The sequence below is a fragment of the Erwinia sp. E_sp_B01_1 genome (assembly GCF_036865545.1).
Lineage (GTDB): Bacteria > Pseudomonadota > Gammaproteobacteria > Enterobacterales > Enterobacteriaceae > Erwinia.
Genome location: NZ_CP142208.1, coordinates 1977511 through 1998360, shown reverse-complemented (window position 1 = coordinate 1998360; position 20850 = coordinate 1977511). Strand labels below are relative to the sequence as shown.

The window sequence follows — 20850 nt, the reverse complement described above, 5'->3', positions numbered from 1 at the left end:
GGCAGGTCCAGGGATAATCAGTCTCCGTCATCTGACTGAAATATTCCCGAAAACTATTCATCTTTCGTTACAGCGTCACATATTTATTCTACTGTATATATCACCTATACTGGATGCATCGACAGTTCTGCAGCCAGGTGTTCCCATGACGGCCGAAGGCCATCTCATTTTTGCTATAGCCAGTGCCATATTTGCCAAACGGGCTGAACTGACGCCAGAACTGGCAAACGGCGACTGGTGGCATATTGTCCCCGCCACGCTGCTGACCTGTCTGTTGCCGGATATCGATCACCCCAAATCTACCCTTGGGCAGCGCTTCCGCTGGCTTTCTCAACCGATAGCCCGGATATTTGGCCATCGCGGATTTACCCACAGCCTGCTTGCCGTGATTGGCGGCGTGGCGTTGTTTCATCTTAAATTGCCCAAAGAGTGGGTAATCCCGGCAGATGTTTTTCAGGGTCTGGTGCTGGGTTATCTCAGTCATATCGCTGCCGACATGCTTACCCCAGCGGGCGTTCCGCTGCTCTGGCCCTGCCGCTGGCGCTTTCGCCTGCCCTTGATCAGAAGTCAGAAAGGCAATCAGCTGGAACGCGCTTTATGTCTTGCCCTGGTCGGATTTTCAATGTGGTTTCCGCCCGGCATGCCCCCCTTTGGTGCGACCGGATGGCCTGCCCAGATGGTCAGTTCGGTACAAAACAGCCTGGTCCGCTTTATTAATACGCAAACCGCGCAATAAAAAAGCAAAAACAACCAAAAAGTTATAACCCATGCCTTTTGGATATATGGATGCCCCACGATCAACTGTTACCATTCGCGCACTGGGCGCACTTACTGCGCAATAAAAAATATCTGTTGCTAATTGACGCAGGAATGACGTCGAATTGACTGGAGAACTGGGGATGAACCTTCCATTAATAGCTAACCTTGCGGCCTTTGTTGCCCTGTTAGCGATTCTGAGTAAAAGCGGCGCGGCCAACTGGAGCCTGTCGAAAAAAGTCCTGCTGGGGCTGGTCATCGGCGTGTTGTTTGGCCTGGCGCTACACACTATATATGGTGCTGACAGTCCGGTACTGAAAGAGTCCATCAGCTGGATTAACATTGTGGGCAACGGTTATGTGCAACTGCTGCAGATGATTGTGATGCCGCTGGTCTTCGCATCGATCCTCAGTGCCGTGGCACGCCTGCATAATGCCTCTTCTCTGGGCAAAATCAGCGTGCTGACTATTGGCGTCCTGCTGTTTACCACCGCTATCTCCGCGCTGGTAGGTATCTTCGTGACCTGGCTGTTCGACCTGAATGCCACAGGGCTGGTTCAGGGTGTCCAGGAGACAGCACGTCTGGCTGCGCTGCAAAATAACTATGCCGGCAAAGTGGCGGATCTTTCCACCCCTCAGCTGCTGCTCTCTTTTGTGCCCAAAAATCCGTTTGCCGACCTGACCGGTGCCAACCCAACCTCAATTATCAGCGTTGTTATCTTTGCTGCTTTCCTGGGTGTGGCTGCCCTTCATCTGCTGCGTGATGACAAGCCAAAAGGCGAGCGCGTGCTGGCAGCGATTGATGTATTGCAGGCGTGGGTGATGAAGCTGGTTCGCCTGATCATGAAGCTGACCCCTTATGGCGTCCTGGCCCTGATGACCAAGGTTGTTGCCGGCTCCAACGTTAATGACATTATCAAGCTGGGCAGTTTCGTTGTGGCCTCTTACCTCGGGCTGGCCATTATGTTTGCTGTTCACGCCCTGCTGCTCTCAGTGAATGGCGTTAACCCGAAACGCTTCTTCCGCAAAGTCTGGCCGGTGATCACCTTTGCCTTTACCAGCCGCTCCAGCGCCGCCACCATTCCGTTAAGCGTGGAAGCACAAACCCGTCGTCTGGGTGTGCCGGAGTCGATTGCCAGCTTCTCAGCTTCATTTGGTGCCACTATCGGCCAGAACGGTTGTGCCGGACTCTATCCAACCATGCTGGCAGTGATGGTTGCGCCAACGGTGGGTATCAATCCTTTTGACCCTATGTGGATAGCCACTCTGGTCGGTATCGTCACCCTCAGCTCTGCTGGCGTGGCTGGCGTAGGTGGCGGTGCAACTTTCGCTGCGCTGATTGTCCTGCCTACTATGGGCCTGCCGGTCACGCTGGTGGCGCTGCTGATCTCGATCGAACCGCTGATCGATATGGGTCGCACGGCGCTGAACGTTAACGGCTCAATGACGGCCGGCACCCTGACCAGCCAGTGGCTGAAGCAGACCGATAAGTCGTTGCTGAATTCAGATGCCGATAACGACGCCGAGCTGGCTCACCGTTAAATCTGATGGGGCTGGCAACTTTGCCAGCCCCTCTTTCTCTTCCCTTCCCGCCCTAATTTCCTTCAGGTCACCGTTCGCTCACTTTCCCCGCGATTATCCCCTTAGTTTCCAGGCGTACCCGCTTCACTGTTCTATAGTTACTGGAGTCTTAAAGATAACAACAGGAGCAAGTTAGCATGTCGAAAGAAACCGATAACAAGGACCTGAGCCACAGTGCCCCAACAACCGGCCCCGAATCAGCCAAACCAGGGCTGGATTCGCTGGCCCCGGAAGATGGCTCGCATAAACCTTCAGCGGAACCGACCCCACCAGGTAAACAGCCCACCGCACCAGGCAGCCTGAAAGCGCCCGACACGCATAACGCCAAACTTGATGCACTGGAACCCTACCGCAAAGGCGGGGAAAATTACCCTCTTACCACCAATCAGGGTACCCGCATTGCCGATGACCAGAACTCGTTGCGTGCTGGTACCCGCGGCCCTACGCTGCTTGAAGACTTTATCCTGCGGGAAAAAATCACCCACTTTGACCACGAGCGCATCCCGGAACGTATCGTTCATGCCCGTGGCTCAGCCGCTCATGGCTATTTCCAGGCTTATCGCGATATGAGTGACGTGACCAAAGCTGACTTCCTGCGGGATCCTGTCCAGCAGACGCCGGTTTTTGTTCGCTTCTCTACCGTTCAGGGTGGTGCCGGATCGGCAGACACCGTGCGCGACATACGCGGCTGGGCTACCAAGTTTTACACCGAGGAGGGGGTATTTGACCTGGTAGGCAACAACACCCCGGTATTCTTTATTCAGGATGCGCATAAATTCCCGGACTTTGTCCATGCCGTAAAACCTGAGCCCCATAATGAGATCCCTCAGGGCCAGAGCGCACACGACACCTTCTGGGACTATGTTTCGCTACAGCCAGAAACGCTGCATAACGTCATCTGGGCGATGTCGGATCGCGGCATTCCCCGCAGCTACCGCACGATGGAAGGCTTCGGCATCCATACCTTCCGGTTTATCAATGCCGCAGGCAAATCGACTTTCGTCCGCTTCCACTGGAAGCCGGTAGCTGGCAAAGCTTCACTGCTGTGGGATGAGTCGCAGAAACTCACCGGACGCGATCCGGACTTCCACCGTCGCGATCTGTGGGAAGCCATTGAAGCTGGCGACTATCCTGAATACGAGTTAGGTGTGCAGCTCATCCCGGAAGAAGATGAATTCAAATTTGACTTCGATATCCTGGATGCCACCAAGCTGATCCCGGAAGAACTGGTGCCGGTTGAGCTGATCGGGAAAATGGTGCTGAACCGCAACCCGGACAATTTCTTTGCTGAGACTGAACAGGTCGCCTTCCACCCGGGCCATATTGTTCCCGGAATGGATTTCTCCAACGACCCGCTGCTTCAGGGGCGTCTCTTCTCCTATACAGATACGCAAATCAGTCGTCTTGGCGGCCCTAACTTCCATGAGATCCCGATCAACCGCCCGGTTTGCCCGTACCATAATTTCCAGCGTCAGGGTATGCACCGCACGGAGATTGATACCAATCCGGCGAATTATGAGCCGAACTCCATCAATGACAACTGGCCGCGTGAAACCCCACCTTCCCCACACCGTGGCGGTTTTGAGAGCCATCAGGAACGCATTGAGGGCCACAAAGTTCGCGAGCGCAGCCCGTCATTCGGCGAATACTATTCGCAGCCGCGTCTGTTCTGGAACAGCCAGACGCCGGTGGAACAGCAGCACATTATTGATGCCTTCTCGTTTGAGCTGAGCAAAGTAGCGCGTGAATATATCCGTGAGCGCGTAGTGGATCATCTGGTTCATATTGATGTTTCACTGGCTCATGGCGTGGCAACCAACCTGGGGATCGGCCTTTCGGATGAGAAAATGCATACTGCCCCACCGAAAGATGTCAACGGCCTGAAAAAGGATGCCAGTCTGAGCCTGTATGCCGTGCCGAGTGGATCCATTAAAGGCCGTCAGGTTGCGTTACTGACCAGCGATGGGGTGAATGCGGCCGATACCCTGGCCATTCTTCAGGCGCTGAAAGCCCAAGGGGTTCATGCCAAACTGCTGGCACCGCACATGGGCCAGATCCGCGCTGATGATGGTTCTGACCTGCCGGTTGACGCCACCTTCAGCGGTCTGCCTTCACTGACCTTTGATGCCGTTATCGTGCCGGATGGCAATATCGACGCCCTGCTGCTGAGCGGCGATGCGCGTTACTTCCTGCTGGAAGCCTACAAGCATCTTAAAGTCATTGGACTCAGTGGCGATGCCCGTCGCTTTAAATCTCAGTTCGGTCTGGGCGACAGTGAGCAGGAAGAGGGTCTGATCGAAGACAACAAGGCAGAAGGCGTGTTTATGAGTGAGTTCCTCTCGGCTATGGCCGCGCACCGTATCTGGTCACGCAGTCAGAAAGCGCTGAGCGTTCCTGCTTAACCTGCCCCGTCAGGTGGCAGTTAAGAGGTTCTGAACGTTCCATCAGGGTGCAGCAGGCTGAACAGGGCCTGCTCCCCTTATTACCTACCCGCAGAAATCCCCCCGCCCTGAAGGTTTGCCCCCTCTGGTTAACACTGTGGCATTAATGTTGCTTTACATTCCTTACACTTGCAGTAAGGAACCAGAATATGAAAGTTGATGCCAGACACAATTACCGCTACCGCATTTTTGGCATGCTGTTTTTTATTGCCCTGATTAATTACATCGACCGTGGCGCGCTCTCTTTTGCTGCCAACGCTATCTCGGATGAGTTTCACTTCAGTAAAATTCAGCTGGGCGCAGTACTGAGCTACTTTGGGATTGGTTATCTGTTTGGCTCGCTGTGCGGTGGCTTCCTGGCTGACCGTCTGGGTACCAAAAAAGTCTGGCTGATGGCAGGGATCCTCTGGTCGCTGCTGGAATTTGCCACCGCCTGGGCCGGAGAAGTGGGCATGGCGCTGTTCAGCGGCTCGGCCATTATGGGTTTTGCCGTGATGCGGGTGCTGTTTGGTTTTGCCGAAGGCCCGGCCTACGCCCTGATGAACAAAGCTATTGCCAACTGGGCACCGGATAAGGAGCGCGGGATTGCTCTGGGCATTGGCCTGCTGAGCACGCAGGTAGGCGCGCTGCTTACCGCTCCCGTGGCTGTCGGGCTGCTGCTGCTGACCAATGACTGGCGGGTGATGTTCATTCTGCTGGGGATTTTTTCTCTGGTTGCCATGCTGCTGTTCGCCCGGGTGTTTGCCGATACCCCAGAGCAACAGCCCCGGGTCAGCGATATCGAGCGCGCCCTGATCGCTGAAGGTCAGTCGGAGAGTGCATCAGGGCCCCGGCTTCCCTGGTGGCGCTTCTTTACCAACCGCACGCTGGTCTGTAATGCACTGGGCTACTTCTCGTTTCTTTACATCACCTTTACCCTGGTGACCTGGGGGCCTAAATATTTGCAGGACAGCTTCCATTACGATCTGCACTCACTGTGGTATGTGGCGATGATCCCGTGGAGTGGAGCCTGTATTACGGTGCTGCTGGGAGGCAAAATCGCCGACACGCTGTTAAAGCGTTTTAATAATCTGCGCCTCGCGCGCAACGTTTTTGCTTCAGTCACGCTGTTGCTGACTGCGGCCTGCTTTATGGCCATTCCCTGGATGCCTTCTGCCGCCGGGATCATCCTGATGATGACGCTGGGCAATGCGCTGAACGCGCTGGTGAATAATGTTTACTGGTCGGTGGTGATTGACGTTACGCCGAAATCCACCGTGGGAACCTACAGCGGGATCACTCTGGCTGTCGCTAACCTGGCATCCATCATCTCCCCGATACTCAGCGGCTGGCTGGCACAGCACTACGGCTATAATGCGATGTTCAGCGCCACGGCGGCGATTGCACTCTGTAGCATGCTGGCGATGACGCTGCTTCAGCCTGAAAAGCGTCTTAAGTCTGAACCTGTAAGCCTGGCGACCGGACAAAAAGGGCTGATTTGAGAGGCTTTAAGGCGGTACTTATGTTGTTGTGCAACCGCCGGTGGAGCATATAAGCGACGATATGCGTGCGCTGGGTTTCGACGGTGAACGTTTCTACGTGAAGGATGGCCACGCTTATCGCCGTGATATTGATGGCCGCTAGCCTGAAGTCCCCCGTCCGCCAGGCTTTGAACACCCCATAAAAAAACGGCCACAAAAGTGGCCGTTTTTCTCAATCAGGCAGCGCGATTACTGTGCAGCTTGCGGATCGGTATCATACTCTTTGCAGCTCTGGAAACCGTAGTTCATTACACGGCCAGTGTCGTTATAGCTGACGAAATAAGTCTGTGGTTTACCATCGCGTTCACCCAGCACATAGCTCTGGCAGGTGCCACGAGCGTGAACCATGGTGATTTCAGTAGAAGGTGGGCCAGCAATGTCACGTACCTGCTGACGGGTCATCCCTTTCTTAACGTCCTGAACAACCGGTTTGGTGACGTAGCTTTCTGCACGGTCATAGGCAGTACAGCCCGATAAAACAGCCAGAGCCACTGCAGCACCAATAAATCCTGTTAACTTCTTCATGTTTTTATTCCTCATTTATTTTCCATGGACGCTTAAGCCTGGAACATAAACGCATATTTATCAACTTTATGGCTACGAAATTCATAAAACGCATAGGCTATAAGTGATCAAAGGCCTATAATGTCGGGCCTGAGAATGAACGTTCACTCTCAAAAAACGCTCTCTCTTCTCTTTGAGTCCGCTTTTATATACACCCTCCGGATGCCCGAGGTAACGATGAGTACACCCAATGAAGCCCGCGATGCCCGCCATCGCCAACGTCAGGATGAGATCGTCGCTGCCGGTCGCCGCTGTTTCCGCCAGTCCGGTTTTCATGGTGCCAGCATGGCGCAACTGGCAACGGAAGCCCGTCTCAGCGTCGGGCAGATTTATCGTTACTTCACCAGCAAAGACGCCATTATCGAAGAGATTGTTAAGCGGATCATCGACGCCCGCCTGATCCATATTGAAGAGACGGCCACCGCCATCAATCTGCCAAAACTGCTGGCCTGGCGTTATGCTCTTGATGAGGATGACGAAGCGCTGATGATGGAAGTGGCCGCAGAAGCCACGCGCAATCCAGTGGTGGCGCGCATGATGGTGGAGGCCGATGACCGCATGTTCGCCCACGCCTGTAGCAACGTGAAAAAAGACCATCCCCACTTCAGCGATGAACATATCCGCGCCTGTGTGGAGGTGTTTGCCGTGCTGGTGGAAGGGACCTCCTATCGCCGACTGACGCCACAGAAAGCGTCGGCAGAAAAGCTCTATACCATCTATCAACAATTCACCGATCACCTTTTTAAGACAGAGGAAAAATGACACCTGCACATCCCAACCGTCTTGGCTATGCCATCACGCTCGGTCTCCTGGCGGCATTAGGCCCGCTTTGTATCGATCTCTATTTACCGGCTTTGCCTTCGCTGGCAAGCGACCTACAGACACCTACCGCTACCGCGCAGCTCAGCCTGACAGCGGGTCTGTTGGGATTAGGCCTGGGGCAGTTAATCTTTGGCCCGATGAGCGATAAATATGGCCGTATTCGCCCTCTGCTAATCTCGCTGGTGCTGCTGCTGATCGCTTCGGTGGGCTGCGCGCTGGCGCAGAACATCAATCAACTGTTGCTGGCTCGTCTGTGTGAAGGGCTGTTCGGTGCCGGGGGGCGGTTCTTTCCCGTGCTATCGCCCGCGACATGTACAGCGGCCACGAACTGACCCGCTTCTTTGCCCTGCTGATGCTGGTGAATGGTCTGGCCCCTATAGCCGCACCGGTAATGGGCGGCGCGTTGATGGCGATCCTTGACTGGCGTGGGCTGTTTATGGTGATTGCCCTGATCGCTTTGCTGCTGTTTGTGCTGGCTAAAGTAAAATTGCAGGAGACCCTGATCCCGGAGCGTCGCAGCCAGGGCAGCATTTTTTCCGCCTGGGCCGCGCTTGGTCAGGTCATCACATACCGGCCCTTTATGGGCTTTTGCCTGACCCAGGGCTTTATGATGTCGGGCATGTTTGCCTATATCGGCGCCTCACCCTTTGTTCTGCAGCAAATCTATGGTCTGTCACCGCAGGCGTTCAGTTTTTGCTTTGCCGCCAACGGCGTGGGCCTGATCCTTGCGTCGCAGATCAGTGCCCGCCTCAGCCCATTATGGGGCGAGTATCGGGTGGTGAAAGGGGCATTGACTCTGGCCTTCGTCTCCTCCGGCAGCCTGCTGATCGCCGGATTAAGCGGCGCGCCTTTGCCAGTGGTCCTGGTGGCCCTGTTCTTCAGCGTGGCCAGTAATGGTGCTGTGGGCGTGGCAGCGGCCTCGCTGGCGATGCAAAGTCAGGGGCATCGCGCGGGCAGCGCTTCCGCCGTCATGGGGGTCACAATGTTTACTCTTGGGGGGATCGCGGTGCCGGTCACCGGTATCGGCGGAACCTCAGTGCTGACCATGACCGCCACCATCTTTGGCTGTTACATGCTGGCCATCACTATGTTTGTTTTGCTGGCGCAAAAACCCGGTAAAGCGTGATGACTAAGCATAAGCTATGGAAACAACAGCATTGATTCTTGTTGTTTTCCGCTGGCCGCGCTAGTTTTATCCCAGACATATTAGCAACTGCCCCGTAATGACGGGGCTGAATCTGAGGAGAGGTGAATGGCTCTGCAACAGGAAATTATCGAAGCGCTGGGTGTCAAGCCCACCATTGATGTTAAGCAGGAAATCCGTACCAGCGTCGATTTTCTTAAGTCGTACCTGAAAACCTACCCGTTTATCAAATCCCTGGTACTGGGTATCAGCGGCGGCCAGGACTCCACGCTGGCGGGTAAACTCAGTCAGATGGCTATAACTGAACTGCGTGAAGAGACGGGCGACAGCGCTTATCAGTTTATTGCCGTTCGCCTGCCGCATGGCGTTCAGGCTGATGAGCAGGATTGTCAGGACGCTGTTGAATTTATCAATGCCGACAAAGTGTTGACGGTAAACATTCGCGAAGCGGTGCAGGCCAGTGAAAAAGCGCTGCGTGACGCCGGTATCGCCCTGTCCGATTTTATTCGCGGCAACGAAAAAGCCCGCGAGCGAATGAAAGCCCAGTACAGTATTGCCGGCATGACCTCGGGTCTGGTGGTCGGCACGGACCATGCTGCAGAAGCCGTGACCGGGTTCTTTACCAAATACGGTGACGGCGGCACAGATATCAATCCGATTTTCCGTCTGAATAAAGGCCAGGGGAAAAAGCTGCTGAAAGAGTTGGGCTGTCCTGAGCATCTCTATCTCAAACACCCCACGGCGGATCTGGAAGACGATCGTCCTGGCCTGCAGGATGAAGTGGCGCTGGGCGTAACCTACGAGATTATTGACCAGTATCTTGAAGGGAAAACGGTTGACGAGTCTGCCGCCAAAATTATCGAAGGCTGGTATCTGAAAACTGAACACAAACGTCGTCCACCGGTTACCGTGTTCGATGACTTCTGGAAGAAGTAATTTTTAAACAGACTTTCCGGGCGGTTCCAGCCGCCCTTTTTTGATCTCAACGGAACCTCATGGCACTGACCCCGCAACGCGCAACGCTGACAGGCCTCTGCGCTATCGTTTTATGGAGCACCACCGTCGGGCTAATCCGCAGCATATCAGAATCGCTGGGCGCTACCGGAGGCGCCGCATTGATCTACAGTGCCAGCGCGCTGTTTCTCTGTCTGGCGCGGGGTTTTCCGGGCTGGCGTCATCTGCCCCAAAGGTATTTATGGCTGGGTGGCGCACTGTTCGTCAGCTATGAAATCTGCCTGGCTGTCTCGATAGGCCTTGCCCATAACCGTCCCCAAGCCCTGGAACTGGGGATGATCAACTATCTCTGGCCCAGCCTGACCCTGGTGTTTGCTATCCCCTTTAATCAGCAACGTTTCCGCTGGTGGCTCTGGCCCGGCCTTGCGCTGGCTGTCGGCGGCATTGTCTGGGTGCTCAAGGGCGACAGCGCCTGGACGCCTCTGCTGCTCTGGCACAACGTTATGGATAACCCTGTGGCTTATGGCCTGGCATTTTTTGCGGCTGTGGCCTGGGCGCTGTATAACAACGTCACCCGTCGTTATGCACGCGGCCAGAGTGGCGTTACGCTGTTCTTTCTGGTCACGGCCCTGGCGCTCTGGCTGAAGTTCTTTATTACCGGCCAGCCTCAGCCGATGCAGTTCAGCCCCACGGTGGTGATGGAAGTGCTGTTTATGGCGGCCTCTACCGCCCTGGCGTATTCAGCGTGGAACACAGGAATTCAGCACGGCAATATGACGCTGCTGGCTACTGCGTCCTATTTCACGCCGGTCTTTTCAGCCCTGCTGGCATCCGTCTGGTTGCAGCTTACCCCCTCTTTCAGTTTCTGGCAGGGGGTGATCATGGTAACGCTCGGCTCATTAGTGTGCTGGCGGGCCACCCGCTAACTGCCGCTTTTTTATCCGTCCGCAGCCTGCTACACTGTACAAGTAACCAGTAACTGGAGTGCAGTGTGGCAAGACGTTTATCAAGTCATCGCCTGGAGTTCGAACCCGCGGCGATTTATCAGTATCCCGACCATCTCCGTCCTTTTCTTGAAGGGCTGCCTTCTGTGCCAGGCGTCTATATTTTCCATGGCGACAGCGAGACGATGCCGCTCTACATCGGTAAAAGCATCAATATCCGCAGCCGGGTCATGTCGCATTTCCGCACTGCGGACGAAGCCAAAATGCTGCGACAGACCCGGGAAGTCACTTTTATTCCCACGGCGGGAGAATTGGGGGCTTTGCTGCTGGAAGCGCAGATGATCAAAATTCAGCAGCCGCTGTTTAACAAAAGGCTACGCAAAAATCGTCAGCTTTGTTCGCTGCATATAGCAGAGGGTAAGCCCAGCGTGGTCTACGCCAAAGAGCTGGATTTTTCCCATACCCCCAACCTTTTCGGTCTCTATTCCAGCCGTCACTCGGCGCTGGAAACCCTGCAAAAAATTGCCGATGAGCACAAACTCTGTCTGGGATTACTGGGGCTGGAGAAAGTAAGTAAAAACCGCGCCTGTTTCCGTGCGAGCCTGGGCCGGTGTGCCGGAGCCTGCTGCGGTAAAGAGCCGGTTGAAGCGCATAATCAGCGACTGATGGCTGCGCTGGAGCGGGTCCGCGTGCAGTGCTGGCCGTGGGATGGAGCAGTGGGGGTTGTTGAGCAGGGTGTCAGCAACCTGCAAATTCATGTCATCAACAACTGGTTCTATCTGGGTTCGGTCGGAGATATCGCGCTGGCGCATGAGTTGACCAAAACGCCACACGGTTTTGACAGCGACGGGTACAAGATCCTTTGCAAGCCAATGATCAGCGGCAAATACCCGATCGTCCCCCTTCCCTGACCGGCAGCAACGAAAACGCCGGCGCTGTCCACGGCCCTTAAGCCCGTGTGAACAACGTCGGCGTTCTCAAATTACTGAGAGAGATTAACGCTCATTACTGAGAGATTAATCCTCTGCTGGAGCCATCTTACCTTCATGGTGCGGTTTTTCAGTCAGACGTTTCTCAAAGTTCTGATTGAACTGTTTCTTCTGCTCCGGCGTCAGAATGTTATACAGCTTGTTCTGCGTTTCCATCATCTTCAGCGCGCGTTCTTTGCCATCTGCAGACATTTTAGTTGCCTGAGCATCCGCTTTGGACTGGTCGAAACTGTCAGAGGCAATAATGCTGTGCATGTTGCGGCGCTCTTCCAGAGAAGGACGTTTCATCTCTTTATGGGCATCTTTCATGATGGTACGCATTTGCTGTTTCTGCGCATCGGTCAGGTTCAGGCCTTTAAACATTTCATGTGGGCCGCCATGACGGGGTGGCTTATGCATCATGGTTTTATCTGCGCCGGCTGGAGGAGGCGTCATATTATCAGCCGCAGCGTGGACGATATTCGCAGCACCCAGGGCCAGGGTCATAGCAACAACTACAGAAGTTAATTTACGCATCGTTTATTCCTTACTTATCAGTTCTGAAGCGACGCTTTGTCGCGATGTCGGAACCCAGTTTATTGCGCTGAACGTCAAGTACTCAGAGCGTGGGTAAAGCCCTGAAAGCATAAAAGACAAAAAGGCTTCAATCATGGAGAGAATGCGAAGATTATCGTGAGGAATTGCTAACAGATATGAATTTATAACGATTAAAGCAGGAATTATGGAGAAGTGTAATATGGCTGGCAGGATCGGGAAAGGGAAAAGTAAGCATCAGATTAACAGGCTGCCGGAATAAGAAGCGCCTCACGGGCCGGGGTAATAGTAAAAGAATCAGGCTAAGGTAAAATATTGGGCGATCCTTCTGAGAATCGCCCTGTTTATTCCGTCTTTTAATGAAGCTGAATTACTGTCCGGAACTTAAAGCCTCATTATGGGCATTATCTTCCACCAGCATCAGCCCCGCTCGCTGACCAGGTGCAACGTTGGGATTAGGGAACATCACATATTCTCTGGCCTGCTGAACGTAAAACCGCTGTTCGCCATCTTCAGCCAGCAGGGTCCCCTGGGGGAAGGCAGTAAAATTCAGCGTTTCTCCGCTCATATGCAGCCTGAATGCTTCAGTGTGGCGGGTAATCTGTTGGGAGACCCGATACCGCCGTGGCATTTCCGTCACCTCTGGCAATGCTTCACCAGAGAGAACCGCGGCCAGTGCCGCGTGCGTCGCACTGAACTGCGTGAGATCGTTGCTGCCAAACGGCAGGGCTTTACCCAGTTCAAGCGTGCAGCTCGCCGCGTTAAAATGCTGGCAGCTGTAATGGGTGAAAGTCCCGCCCGCTGAGCGATGAAACACCAGGGCTTCCAGACCTGCGGCGGCAAGCCAGTGAAGGAAATCTTCCGGCCACGGCGTTTCGCGGCGGGGCATCACACCAAACCGCGTATGGTAGGACCCGCGTATTGCCGTATGCATATCCAGGTGCCAGCGGATCTCTTCACTGCTGCCAGCCTGCCAGAAGGTTTCCATCGCCTGCTCCAGCCGCCAGGCGCGCCGCGCTTCCGGGCAGTCTTCATACTGTTGCCAGCGGCCGCCGAACATCCGGTTGATGTCACAGCGCAGGTAACGTTTGTCGGCACGTAATGCGGCCGGGTTGCCGTAAATGACCAGCAGACGGGGCAACAGCGCGCGCTCTCCCGCCAGCAGCTGGCTGACCAGGCTGTTCAGTATCTCAACCGGCGCCGTTTCATTGCCGTGTATACCGGCTGAAATCACCAGGGCCTGCGAAGAGGCGTTGACTGGCGTCATTTCCAGGATCCCCTCATCAAGCCATTGCCAGCTTAGCTGGTCATTAAGGCCTGAGAGCTGTTCAGGTGGCTCTGCACTGAGGGTCTGGGTCAGGAAATCCTGCATGAGTTCTCCTTGTTATGGGTTTCTGCTCCTTCATTAGGGCGGGGCGCGATGTTGTGCGCCCCGCTTCATCCGTGATCACTGCTGAAAGCTATAGACATTCCCTAAGTTTAGCAGCTTCGTCAGTTCGTCCAGTGCTTCACGCCCTTCAATAATTAATTGTGGATCGGCCAGGTCATATTGCGACAATCTGTCGCGGTAGTGTCGATCGACCCAGTCATTCAGCGTTACGAAAAGCCTGTCGTTCATCATTACCGAAGGATTAACCGCAGCCAGCTGGCGCTCTTCCAGCACGACCCGCAGCCGCAGACAGGCCGGCCCCCCGCCGTTATTCATACTTTCACGCAGATCGAAAATCTTCAGTTCATCGATCGCGCCGCCGCTTTCCACCAGCTCACAGAGATAGCGCCAGACGCCGGGATGTTGACGGGCCTCTTCCGGCAATACCAGCAGCATTTTACCCCCGGGTTTGCTCAATAACTGGCTGTTAAACAGGTAGGTAGCTACTGCATCCGTTACGCTTACCCGGTTATCCGGCACAACGACAGGCGTGAATCCGGGCATTTTTTCTGCGAGCGAGGCCAGCAGTTGCGGCTGATGCAAAAAAGCCAGCTCATGGCAGAACAGCACCTGCTGATTGCTGACGGCGATCACATCGTTATGAAAAACACCCTGGTCGATCACCGCTGGATTCTGCTGAGCAAATACCGTGCGCCGGGCATCAAGCTGATGCAAACGCGCCACCGCCTCGCTGGCTTCACGGGTCTGACGGGCAGGATAGCGAGCAGGAACCAGTCCGCCCTGTGTTTCTTCCCGCCCGTAGACAAACATCTCTACGCCCGGCTCACCATAAGCCAGTGAGAAGCGGTTATGATTTGCGGCCCCTTCATCACCAAACATCCCGACCTGAGGCAGCGCATCATGCACGCTGAAGTGTCGGGGATCGCAGAAAATCGCCCTCAACAGCGCGCCTGTGCCAGGAGCCTCCATTGCCCGATGGAATTTATTGTTGAGGTTGGCGACAGTCAGATGCACCCGGCCATCGGCACAGTCCGCAGAAGGTGAAACGGTAGCCGCATTGGCTACCCACATTGCGGATGCCGAGCTGGCGGCAGACAGCAGTTGGGGAGCCTGCTTCGCCGCTTTCGCCACCACCTCAGCATCCGTACCGGTGAAGCCAATCTGCCGCAGCGCCGCGACGTTTGGACGTTCATGCGGCGGGATCACCCCCTGAATAAAGCCCATGTCCGCCAGCGCTTTCATCTTGAGCAGCCCCTGTTTCGCCGCAAGCTTGGGATTAGATCCCCGATGCTGGTGACGGGTGGAAGCTTCATTACCGAATGAGAGCCCGGCATAATGGTGAGTCAGCCCCGGCAGGCCATCAAAGTTAGCTTCACGGGCGCTCATCGGTCACCTCCGCCCTGGCTGAAATCGAGTCCCGGAGAGAGGGTGGCGGGCAGAACCACATCGGCGGATTCCAGCGAAGCCATTGGCCATGCGCAGTAGTCTGCAGCATAAAACGCGCTGGCACGGTGGTTGCCAGAGGCGCCAATTCCGCCAAAGGGTGCGCTACTCGCCGCACCGGTCAGGGGTTTATTCCAGTTAACGATACCGGCACGGCACTCAATTAACAGGCGATCAAACAGCCTGCGGTCCGGTGAAATCAAGCCACATGAGAGGCCATAACGGGTGTTATTCGCCAGGCTGACAGCCTGATCAAAATCCTCATAGCGGATCACGGCCAGCAAAGGTCCAAACACCTCTTCATCCGGCACATTTTCCAGCGAGGTGATATCAATGATGCCCGGCGTCAGGATGGCGCTCTCCCGTGAAGGCCATGTCATCGGCACTAACACCTTGCCACCGGCATTCACGCGGGCCTGCCACTCACTGTAGATCTGTTCCGCAGCCTGAAGCGAAATCACGCTCCCCATAAAAGGTTGAGGCTGGTCGTCCCAGCCACCCGGTTTGATTCTGGCGACCACCTCGCTGAGACGGGCAAGGAAAGCATCGCCTGCAGCCCCTCGCTTAACCAGCATCCGGCGGGCACAGGTACAGCGCTGACCGGCAGTGATAAAGGCTGACTGGATGGCCAGATTCACTGCCGCATCAATATCATCCGGATCCTCAACAATCAGCGCATTATTTCCGCCCATCTCCAGCGCCAGCATCTTGTCGGGACGCCCGGCAAACTGGCGGTGCAACTGATAGCCCGTAGCCGCGCTGCCGGTAAACAGCAGGCCATCGATATGCGGTTCCTGCGACAAAGCCTGACCGGTTTCCCGCCCGCCCTGTACCATATTCAGCACGCCTTCAGGCAGGCCGGCACTGAGCCAGAGTTTCACCGTTTTTTCGGCTATCACCGGCGTCAGTTCGCTGGGTTTGAACACCAGGGTATTACCAGCCAGTAAGGCGGGAACGATGTGTCCATTGGGAAGATGGCCAGGGAAGTTGTAGGGGCCAAAGACGGCCATCACCCCATGAGGCCGGTGGCGCAGGGAGCTTTCAGCCTCAAGCGTCACCCCGGTGCGGGCGTGATAAGCCTTCACGGAAATAGCGACTTTGTTGATCATTGCCTGAATTTCTGTCGCCGCTTCCCAACGCGGTTTGCCGGTCTCTCTGGCGATAGTGACCGTCAGGTCATCTTTGTTCGCTTCCAGCAATAAGGCGAATTTTTCGGCAATCGCCTGGCGCTCAGCGAAGGGACGCCACGCCCAGTCTGCAAAAGCCTGGCGGGCAGCATCCACAGCAGCAGACACCTGACCGGCGCTGGCCGCATTCCCCTGCCATAACAGCTCACCGCTGACCGGATCCAGCTTGCTGAAACCCTCACCTTCGCCGGTCAGCCATTGTCCCTTAATACAGTGCGTCATGCTTTTTTCTCCGGACTCTGTAATGTCACCACGCGCAGGGAGTCACCCGGCCCACAGCGTAAAATTTCTGCCTGTTTCGCACTGATGCTGATGCTCTCCCCCTCGGGATCAACATTGAGCAACACCGACCGGAAATCTTCATAATGGTCATTGGCCACCAGGCATAATGGGGATGATTCGTCCGCTGGCTCACCGATACGGACCACAAGCAGACGACTTTTGCGGATCGCCCTTACACGATCGATATCGCACTCAAGCGTGGGGCCACCGTCAAAAATATCGACATAGTTCTGATACTGGAATCCCTCTGCCTCCAGTACCGCACGTGCCGGAGCAGTTTGCGGATGCGTCTGACCTATCACCGCTTTTGCCTCTTCGGTAAGGTAATCGATGTAGAGCGGATGCTTGGGCATCAGTTCAGCAATAAAGGCTTTTTGCCCGGTGCCGCACAGGTAATCCGCCTCGCTGAAGGACATGGAGAAGAAGCGACTGCCCACGCTCTCCCAGAAAGGAGAATGACCAGCTTCATCGATGACCCCACGCATCTCCGCCACCACTTTCTGCATAAAGCGATCGCGGAAAGCGGCCATAAACAGAAAGCGCGATTTTGACAGCAGGTAACCGTTTTTCCCGTTGCGGTAGTCCGGATCCAGGAACAGGGTGCAAAGCTCGCTGCTGCCGGTGTGGTCGTTACTCAGCGTCAGAGTGGGCAGCATGTTGTAAACGTTGAGTTCCCGGGATGCGTGAACTTGTGTTCCCACGCGGAAGTTATACCAGGGATCCTGCAGGCCAACGGCCACTTCAATCGCGCAGATACCCACGGCTTTGCCGGTTTCACTCTCTTCAAGAACGAATACATAACCCTGCTCCGCACGCGGCAGCGCGTTTTGCCAGGTCAGAATGGAACGATCGATACGGGCTGACAGCGTGTTGCTGTCAGCAGGCAGCGAAGTCAACCCGCCACCGGTTTTACTGGCAAGCCCCATCAGCTGTGCGAGGTCATCGCGTTCAACCGGACGGATGACCATCATAATCTGGCCCCTTCCGTCACGGCGCGACAGGCCGTTTCGAACCGCGCCAGTCCCTCTTTCACTTCCTGCTCAGAAATAATCAGCGAAGGGGCAAAACGGATCACGCTGGCGCCCGCTATCAGCACCATTAAGCCTTCCTTAGCTGCAGCCTGGTTAAACAGTTTTGCCTGGCCGTTGTAATCCTGATTCAGCACACAGCCGATCAGCAGGCCAAGACCGCGAATTTCACTGAACAGATGCAGACGTGAATTGATGTCGTTCAGGCCATCAACGAACCACTGATGACGTTCAGCCACCCCCTCCAGAACTTCAGGGCGATTAATGAGCTCCATGACCTTGCCACCTACGGCTCCTGCCAGCGGGTTTCCGCCATAGGTGGTGCCGTGGGTGCCCACCCCCATCACCGCCGACAGCTTTTCCGTGGTCAGCATTGCGCCCATCGGGAAGCCGCCGCCCAGCGCCTTGGCGGTGGTCAGCACATCCGGCGTTACGCCGTAATGCATATAGGCATAGAGCGAACCAGTACGGCCCACCCCGCTCTGAACTTCGTCAAAAATCAGCAGTGCCTGGTGTTTGTCGCAAAGTTCGCGCAGGCCACGAAGGAAAGCTGGTTCAGCAGGAACCACTCCGCCCTCGCCCTGAATAGGTTCGACAATAACCGCACAGGTCTGGTCGTTGATGAGTTCGGCAGCGGATGCCAGATCGTTATAGACAGCATGTTGAATGCCAGCCGGCAGTGGTGCGAAATCTTTCGAATAGGCTGGTTGTCCCCCCGCTGAGACGGTAAACAGCGTGCGACCGTGGAAAGCATTTTTAAAGGCGACGATGCCGCTTTTGTTCTCTCCAGCCCCATCGTGTGCCGCTTTACGAGCCAGCTTAAGGGCAGCTTCGTTGGCTTCAGCCCCCGAGTTACAGAAGAAAACCCGATCGGCAAAGGTGGCGTCGATCAGCTGTTTTGCCAGGCGTAAAATCGGTTCGTTAGTGTAACCGTTGCCGGTATGCCACAGCAGAGCGGCCTGTTGCTGCAATGCCAGTTGTAAATCGGGATGAGCATGGCCCAGTGCATTCACCGCAATCCCACCTGCAAAATCGATATACGATTTTCCCTGCTGATCCCACAACGTTGACCCTTCTGCCCGAACCGGTACAAAGTTCGCAGGCGCGTAAGTTGGGACAATCCACTGATCGAAATTTTCGCGAGATACTGACGGTTTCATAACGGCCTCTGTTTTCTGCTCACGGGCAGGTAACTTAAAAGTTTGAATAATGTTAATGAAATGATTCATTGCAGCTGTACTGTAATTTGCATGCTTCGTGCCAGCCAGCGATAAAAGTGCATAAATCAAACGTGACCACCTGATATCAATAACTTACGCCCTGACGCTATGCACAAAATATGCATATAAAGTGAATAAGTTCGCGACAGGCAGAGGTTTGCCGAATAAAAAAGAGAGGAATTATGCAAAGGGAAAATAAAATATCGCTTTTGTGATCAATGCCGGAATTAGGTTTTAAAAAGAGGCATTTAGCGCACCCTTTTTGCGCATTGCGCACCAGAACAGGGCGTTATCTGAGGTGAATGTCAGGGATGAAAGGACTGACTTGAGCAGCAATGAGGGTGTTCGTTTCGGCTTACAGGTTTTACTAAAAGGTTATCTGACTGACGCAAAGAAAACTCCGGCTCAAGTTTTTTCATCCAGCCCTCCTCTTTTCCTGACCCTGGCATTTAAAAATTAACTGCGGCGAGAATTTCACCTGAAAATAATAATATCCAGAAAAATAATAACACCCTAAATCAGTTACATTATTTTAATGCTCACTTAATAAGCAGAAATATTCAGATACAACCAATAAATGAAAAATGGCAATAATTTATTCATCATGTCGATATTCATTTTTTGTTATTGAACAAAAAACTCCCTTCACCCGCGCATCGCTCCTGAGATCGTTAAATCCTCAAGATGTATACAAAACGCTGATATGGAATAAAAAACAGTAAAATCAATAAATTATGATTTTAATTGTCATTAATACCCGCAATTATAAAAATAAGAAAAATGCATAGGTAAGTTAAACAAATACTAAACATCATCGAAAATGATGATAGAAGAGTATATTTTACAAAATGTTACATATATTTAGTTTTTATGACATATTGAGTTGTGTCATTTTCTTATCCGGCGCATTTCGACGCCTTTAACTATAAATTTTTTACAGGGACATTTGATGATGAAGCGTAATTTTCTGGTATGGGCTATTCCTGCCCTCCTCGGGATTAGCAGCGTTAACGCCGCTGAGATTTATAACAAAGAGTCTAATAAACTGGATCTCACCGGTAAGGTTAACGCCGGTCACTTTTTCTCCTCAGATGACGCTAATAATGGCGACGTCAGCTATGCCCGTCTGGGCTTTAAAGGCCAGACACAAATTACCGACAGGTTGACTGGCTATGGCCGCTGGGAATATCAATTCCAGTTGAATAATTCCGAAGGCGATGATGCTCAGACCGGCAATAAAACCCGTCTGGGCTATGCAGGCCTGAAGTTTGGTGATGTGGGTTCATTTGACTATGGCCGTAACTATGGCCTGATTTACGATGCGCTGGCCTACACCGATATGCTGCCGAAATTTGGTGGCGACTCTGCTTATACAGATGCTTTCCTGGCGGGTCGCTCGACCGGCGTGGCGACCTGGCGTAACAGTAATTTCTTCGGTCTGGTTGATGGGCTGAGCGTGGCGGCCCAGTATCAGGGCAAGAATGAGCGTAGCGGGACCAATACCGTGCGCCGTGCAAATGGAGATGGTTATGCCACCTCTTTAGCTTATGATTTTGATTTCGGTCTGAGTCTGACGGGCGCATATGCCAACATTGATCGCACGACGGCCCAGAATCAGGCAGCGCGTGGAGAAGGCGATCGTGCGGAATTATGGGCCACGGCGATTAAGTATGATGCTAACCAGATTTATCTGGCGGCAATATATGGCCAGACGCATAATGCGACCCCAATCAGTGGGGGTTTTGCCAATAAAGCGCAGAATTTTGAAGTCGTGGCGCAGTATCAGTTTATTAACGGTTTCCGCCCTTCTCTGGCCTATGTTTCTTCCAGGGCTAAGGATATTGAAGATATTGGCAGTGCGGACATTTACAAGTATGTCAGCGTGGGTGCCAACTATTACTTCAACAAGAACATGGTGTTCTATACCGAATACCGCATCAATCTGCTGGACAGCGATAACGCGCTGGGTCTGGCGGATGATGACATCACTGCAGTGGGTCTGACTTACCAGTTCTGATCGGAGAGTGAACCCCTCAGCCTCTTCTGCCTGTG

Annotated in this window: 16 protein-coding genes and 1 pseudogene; 10 read left to right on the top strand and 7 right to left on the bottom strand. The window is 54.1% G+C overall.

Annotation, left to right across the window (positions count from 1 at the left end; genetic code table 11):
* The first annotated feature begins 145 nt into the window (after nt 1-145).
* The 4 genes from VRC33_RS09630 (at nt 146) to VRC33_RS09615 (ending at nt 6258) form a co-directional block, all read left to right on the top strand.
* Complete coding sequence (locus VRC33_RS09630) at nt 146-736, top strand: metal-dependent hydrolase (RefSeq protein ID WP_338563200.1); 591 nt, start codon at nt 146-148, stop codon at nt 734-736.
* A gap of 163 nt (nt 737-899) precedes the next feature.
* Nucleotides 900-2297 carry an L-cystine transporter gene (locus VRC33_RS09625; protein ID WP_338563198.1) on the top strand — a complete coding sequence of 466 codons (1398 nt, stop codon included), beginning with the start codon at nt 900-902 and terminating at the stop codon, nt 2295-2297.
* A 176-nt stretch (nt 2298-2473) separates the two neighbouring features.
* Entirely contained in the window at nt 2474-4738 is a 2265-nt protein-coding gene (gene katE / locus VRC33_RS09620; protein ID WP_338563195.1) for a catalase HPII, read from the top strand.
* Nucleotides 4739-4926: 188 nt separating this feature from the next.
* Nucleotides 4927-6258, top strand: a complete 1332-nt coding sequence (locus tag VRC33_RS09615; RefSeq protein ID WP_338563193.1) for an MFS transporter — start codon at nt 4927-4929, stop codon at nt 6256-6258.
* A 228-nt stretch (nt 6259-6486) separates the two neighbouring features.
* On the opposite strand, the gene osmE is transcribed toward VRC33_RS09615, so the two are convergent.
* Nucleotides 6487-6822 carry an osmotically-inducible lipoprotein OsmE gene (osmE, locus tag VRC33_RS09610; protein ID WP_338563191.1) on the bottom strand — a complete coding sequence of 112 codons (336 nt, stop codon included), beginning with the start codon at nt 6820-6822 and terminating at the stop codon, nt 6487-6489.
* Between the two features lie 216 nt (nt 6823-7038).
* On the opposite strand from osmE, the gene VRC33_RS09605 reads away from it, so the two are divergent.
* The 5 genes and pseudogenes from VRC33_RS09605 to cho all read left to right on the top strand — a co-directional run bounded on the left by VRC33_RS09605 (nt 7039) and on the right by cho (nt 11636).
* Nucleotides 7039-7623: a helix-turn-helix domain-containing protein gene (locus tag VRC33_RS09605; protein WP_338563188.1), complete on the top strand. Its 585-nt coding sequence runs from the start codon at nt 7039-7041 to the stop codon at nt 7621-7623.
* Nucleotides 7620-8809 (top strand): annotated as a pseudogene (locus tag VRC33_RS09600) (multidrug effflux MFS transporter). The gene VRC33_RS09605 and the pseudogene VRC33_RS09600 overlap by 4 nt, the downstream one beginning before the upstream one ends.
* A 126-nt stretch (nt 8810-8935) precedes the next feature.
* On the top strand, nt 8936-9763 hold the full coding sequence (gene nadE / locus VRC33_RS09595; RefSeq protein ID WP_338563186.1) for an ammonia-dependent NAD(+) synthetase: 828 nt from the start codon (nt 8936-8938) through the stop codon (nt 9761-9763).
* A gap of 59 nt (nt 9764-9822) precedes the next feature.
* Nucleotides 9823-10707: an aromatic amino acid DMT transporter YddG gene (yddG, locus tag VRC33_RS09590; RefSeq protein WP_338563183.1), complete on the top strand. Its 885-nt coding sequence runs from the start codon at nt 9823-9825 to the stop codon at nt 10705-10707.
* A gap of 65 nt (nt 10708-10772) precedes the next feature.
* Nucleotides 10773-11636, top strand: coding sequence for an excinuclease Cho (gene cho / locus VRC33_RS09585; protein WP_338563181.1), 864 nt, complete (start codon nt 10773-10775; stop codon nt 11634-11636).
* 105 nt (nt 11637-11741) lie between these two features.
* Here the strand turns inward: cho and spy are convergent, their stop codons facing one another.
* The 6 genes from spy to VRC33_RS09555 all read right to left on the bottom strand — a co-directional run bounded on the left by spy (nt 11742) and on the right by VRC33_RS09555 (nt 18738).
* Nucleotides 11742-12230, bottom strand: a complete 489-nt coding sequence (gene spy / locus VRC33_RS09580) for an ATP-independent periplasmic protein-refolding chaperone Spy (RefSeq protein WP_338563179.1) — start codon at nt 12228-12230, stop codon at nt 11742-11744.
* Between the two features lie 388 nt (nt 12231-12618).
* On the bottom strand, nt 12619-13620 hold the full coding sequence (astE, locus tag VRC33_RS09575; RefSeq protein ID WP_338563177.1) for a succinylglutamate desuccinylase: 1002 nt from the start codon (nt 13618-13620) through the stop codon (nt 12619-12621).
* Nucleotides 13621-13695: 75 nt separating this feature from the next.
* Nucleotides 13696-15024, bottom strand: coding sequence for an N-succinylarginine dihydrolase (gene astB / locus VRC33_RS09570; RefSeq protein ID WP_338563174.1), 1329 nt, complete (start codon nt 15022-15024; stop codon nt 13696-13698).
* Nucleotides 15021-16490 (bottom strand): succinylglutamate-semialdehyde dehydrogenase, encoded by a 1470-nt coding sequence (astD, locus tag VRC33_RS09565; protein WP_338563171.1) that lies wholly within the window; start codon nt 16488-16490, stop codon nt 15021-15023. Before astD ends, astB begins: the two co-directional genes overlap by 4 nt.
* On the bottom strand, nt 16487-17521 hold the full coding sequence (gene astA / locus VRC33_RS09560) for an arginine N-succinyltransferase (protein WP_338563168.1): 1035 nt from the start codon (nt 17519-17521) through the stop codon (nt 16487-16489). Before astA ends, astD begins: the two co-directional genes overlap by 4 nt.
* The gene (locus VRC33_RS09555; protein WP_338563166.1) at nt 17518-18738 is read right to left on the bottom strand and encodes a bifunctional succinylornithine transaminase/acetylornithine transaminase; all 1221 of its coding nucleotides are present in this window, start codon (nt 18736-18738) and stop codon (nt 17518-17520) included. The genes astA and VRC33_RS09555 overlap by 4 nt, the downstream gene beginning before the upstream one ends.
* A 1009-nt stretch (nt 18739-19747) precedes the next feature.
* Between VRC33_RS09555 and VRC33_RS09550 the strand changes: the two genes are divergently transcribed.
* A complete protein-coding gene (locus tag VRC33_RS09550) occupies nt 19748-20815 on the top strand; it encodes a porin (RefSeq protein ID WP_338563164.1) in 1068 nt (355 codons plus the stop codon).
* Nucleotides 20816-20850 lie beyond the last annotated feature (35 nt).

Excerpts from the sequence above, each read along its gene's own strand:
- astD (WP_338563171.1), bottom strand. The coding sequence starts at position 16,490 with ATGACGCACTGTATTAAGGGACAATGGCTGACCGGCGAAGGTGAGGGT.
- katE (WP_338563195.1), top strand. The coding sequence starts at position 2,474 with ATGTCGAAAGAAACCGATAACAAGGACCTGAGCCACAGTGCCCCAACA.
- VRC33_RS09555 (WP_338563166.1), bottom strand. The coding sequence starts at position 18,738 with ATGAAACCGTCAGTATCTCGCGAAAATTTCGATCAGTGGATTGTCCCA.
- VRC33_RS09630 (WP_338563200.1), top strand. The coding sequence starts at position 146 with ATGACGGCCGAAGGCCATCTCATTTTTGCTATAGCCAGTGCCATATTT.
- VRC33_RS09615 (WP_338563193.1), top strand. The coding sequence starts at position 4,927 with ATGAAAGTTGATGCCAGACACAATTACCGCTACCGCATTTTTGGCATG.
- astE (WP_338563177.1), bottom strand. The coding sequence starts at position 13,620 with ATGCAGGATTTCCTGACCCAGACCCTCAGTGCAGAGCCACCTGAACAG.
- astB (WP_338563174.1), bottom strand. The coding sequence starts at position 15,024 with ATGAGCGCCCGTGAAGCTAACTTTGATGGCCTGCCGGGGCTGACTCAC.
- osmE (WP_338563191.1), bottom strand. The coding sequence starts at position 6,822 with ATGAAGAAGTTAACAGGATTTATTGGTGCTGCAGTGGCTCTGGCTGTT.
- spy (WP_338563179.1), bottom strand. The coding sequence starts at position 12,230 with ATGCGTAAATTAACTTCTGTAGTTGTTGCTATGACCCTGGCCCTGGGT.
- VRC33_RS09550 (WP_338563164.1), top strand. The coding sequence starts at position 19,748 with ATGATGAAGCGTAATTTTCTGGTATGGGCTATTCCTGCCCTCCTCGGG.
- astA (WP_338563168.1), bottom strand. The coding sequence starts at position 17,521 with ATGATGGTCATCCGTCCGGTTGAACGCGATGACCTCGCACAGCTGATG.
- yddG (WP_338563183.1), top strand. The coding sequence starts at position 9,823 with ATGGCACTGACCCCGCAACGCGCAACGCTGACAGGCCTCTGCGCTATC.
- VRC33_RS09605 (WP_338563188.1), top strand. The coding sequence starts at position 7,039 with ATGAGTACACCCAATGAAGCCCGCGATGCCCGCCATCGCCAACGTCAG.
- nadE (WP_338563186.1), top strand. The coding sequence starts at position 8,936 with ATGGCTCTGCAACAGGAAATTATCGAAGCGCTGGGTGTCAAGCCCACC.
- VRC33_RS09625 (WP_338563198.1), top strand. The coding sequence starts at position 900 with ATGAACCTTCCATTAATAGCTAACCTTGCGGCCTTTGTTGCCCTGTTA.